The sequence below is a fragment of the Paenibacillus sp. 01T422 genome (assembly GCF_056398785.1).
This window is the reverse complement of sequence record NZ_JBFTQB010001057.1, coordinates 1-1,955: the sequence shown is the minus strand read 5'-3', so window position 1 is coordinate 1,955 and position 1,955 is coordinate 1. Positions and strand designations below refer to the sequence as shown.

The following is a 1,955-nucleotide window of genomic DNA, read 5'->3' as shown; positions in this document are numbered from 1 at the left end:
TGGCTACGATGAGCAAGTGGTGGAGCGCGGCAGCACGTTGTCCTCTGGGCAGCGGCAGCTCATCTCGTTCGCGCGAGCGCTTGCCTTCGACCCGTCCATCCTTATACTGGACGAAGCGACAGCGAGCATCGACAGCGAGACCGAAGGGCTGATCCAGCAGGCGCTGAAGGTTGTCAGCGAAGGGCGCACGACCCTCGTCATCGCGCACAGGCTGTCTACGATCCGCGATGCGGATCAGATTCTTGTGCTGCACCGCGGGGAGATAGCCGAGCGCGGCAATCATGATGAGCTGATGGCGCTGAATGGCCGCTACGCGAAGATGTATCAGCTGCAGAAGGGCGAGTCGGCTGTGGTGGGTTAGGATTCGGGCACAGGAACACAGGAACACCCCATCTTTCTGAAGAAAGATGGGGTGTTTGTTCACGCAGGAAATGTCTGGCACGGGAGCTTGAAGCTAACGGACTGAGATAACGTTATCTACTCGTTTTGGGGTTGAATTAGAATTTAACGGACACATGGGCCCGTTAATACGCTGATTTCACCCAAAACAACGATAAAAAGGGTAGATAACGGCTCCACAGTCCGATAGCTCTACAATATGGAGGCGAATCGGGAGAATAGCGGCATTGGAGTCCGTTAGATTGGACCGCGCGCATCCGAGACGCTACATGAAGGACCTTGGCGAACAGACAACAATTCTAAAATCAGGTGTTGACTTTTATCTCTAATTAAAGTATCTTTAATTCAAGACATTAAACACAAACAAAACAAACGACGAAATGAGGTGAACCTAATGAGCGAAATGCGAAATGATTCCTTGGATCTCTACATCGCACTTTCCAGAGCAAGCGAGTGGGTCAACGCACACGGCGACCGCGACATCCGCAAGCATGGATTGAACCGGACTGAATTCGGCGTACTGGAGCTTCTCTACCATAAAGGAGCGCAGCCCATTCAACAAATCGGCTCCAAGGTGCTAATGAGCAGCGGAAATATCACCTACGTGGTCGATAAGTTGGAGAAGAAAGAGTTTGTTGTCCGCCGGACATCTACGGAAGACCGAAGACTTGTTTTTGCGGAAATTACAGTTCAGGGCAAGCAATTTATTGAAGAAGTTTTTCCTCAGCATATTGGAGTGATTGAGAGTGCTGTGGCTGGTCTTACTGCGGAAGAGAAGAAGGTCGCTAGTCAATTGTTAAAAAAGCTCGGCAAGTTCGCCCAGGACGGATTCAAATAGAAGAGTAGTTTGTCCTCATAAGGAGGAGTAACTACTTTAGCTTTTATCAAATATCTTAAATTAAAGATTCTTAAATTTGAAATGGAGGAGATTACTTATGAGCATCGCATTGGGATTGCTGATTATCCGTTTGGTTGTGGGACTCAGTTTCATGGCCCATGGTTCACAGAAATTGTTCGGTTGGTTCGGAGGCTACGGTCCGAAAGGAACGGGTGGTTGGATGGAGTCCATTGGCATTAAGCCTGGTGTAGCAATGGCGGTTGTGGCTGGTTTGATGGAGTTTGCAGGAGGATTATTGTTCGCAGCGGGTTTAGGTACCGTATTTGCTTCCTTGCTGATTGCATTGACGATGGTGATGGCGATTGCCAAAGTACACGGTAAAAATGGCTACTGGAACACAACCGGCGGTTATGAGTACAATCTTCTGCTGCTTGCGGTTGTTGTAGGTGTAGCCCTAATCGGAGCTGGCGCGTACTCGATTGATGCATTATTATTCTAAGATTCTTTCTGTACAGGGCAGGACATAACTAAAACTAACTATAAAACTAATATAGAGGAGTGTATTCAAATGACACAACAACAAACAGCAGGTATTCATCATATAACATCTTTCGTTCAAAGCGCACAAGGAACTGTAGATTTCTACGCGGGTATTCTGGGTTTACGTCTGGTCAAAAAAACCATCAACTTCGACGCACCGGAAGTGTATCATCTCTAC

4 protein-coding genes are annotated in these 1,955 nt (G+C 47.9%); all 4 read left to right on the top strand.

The window, feature by feature from the left end:
- Positions 1-361 (top strand): ATP-binding cassette domain-containing protein (locus tag AC1DUA_RS35435; RefSeq protein WP_477504199.1); only part of this gene is annotated, 361 nt, incomplete at its 5' end.
- A 432-nt stretch (positions 362-793) separates the two neighbouring features.
- A complete protein-coding gene (locus AC1DUA_RS35430) occupies positions 794-1,237 on the top strand; it encodes a MarR family winged helix-turn-helix transcriptional regulator (RefSeq protein ID WP_477504198.1) in 444 nt (147 codons plus the stop codon).
- Positions 1,238-1,334: 97 nt separating this feature from the next.
- Positions 1,335-1,736, top strand: coding sequence for a DoxX family protein (locus AC1DUA_RS35425; RefSeq protein WP_477504197.1), 402 nt, complete (start codon positions 1,335-1,337; stop codon positions 1,734-1,736).
- A gap of 69 nt (positions 1,737-1,805) precedes the next feature.
- Positions 1,806-1,955, top strand: a 150-nt coding sequence (locus tag AC1DUA_RS35420) for a VOC family protein (protein ID WP_477504200.1), incomplete at its 3' end; no start/stop codon positions are given.

Excerpts from the sequence above, each read along its gene's own strand:
- AC1DUA_RS35430 (WP_477504198.1), top strand. The coding sequence starts at position 794 with ATGAGCGAAATGCGAAATGATTCCTTGGATCTCTACATCGCACTTTCC.
- AC1DUA_RS35425 (WP_477504197.1), top strand. The coding sequence starts at position 1,335 with ATGAGCATCGCATTGGGATTGCTGATTATCCGTTTGGTTGTGGGACTC.